The sequence below is a fragment of the Pseudomonas sp. Pseusp97 genome, from assembly GCF_047304025.1.
Taxonomy (GTDB): Bacteria; Pseudomonadota; Gammaproteobacteria; order Pseudomonadales; family Pseudomonadaceae; genus Pseudomonas.
On record NZ_JBGLYK010000612.1, the window covers coordinates 1 to 234 of the forward strand.

At 62.4% G+C, this 234-nt stretch carries 1 pseudogene; it reads right to left on the minus strand.

Features of this window, described 5'->3' with window-relative positions:
• Nucleotides 1-234, minus strand: a pseudogene (locus ACCC94_RS30535) (FAD-dependent oxidoreductase); the annotation flags it as partial.

Sequence of the window (234 nt, forward strand, 5' to 3'; positions counted from 1 at the left end):
GTTCCAGCTCGCCCAGGCGATCATGCGTCGAGGCAACAGGCAAGTATCTGTGTGCAGGACGACTTCTTTGCTGGCATAGCGCAGCGCGCCGATCACCGCATGCTCGTCCTCACTGGGCGCATCCAGCAGCGCCAGTGCCTGTTCTCTGTGGCAGGCGAATACCACCATGTCTAAGCGCTCGCTTCCGCCGGAGCTTAAAACCTCAAAGCCCTGCCTGTCGCGCCTGACGCGGCG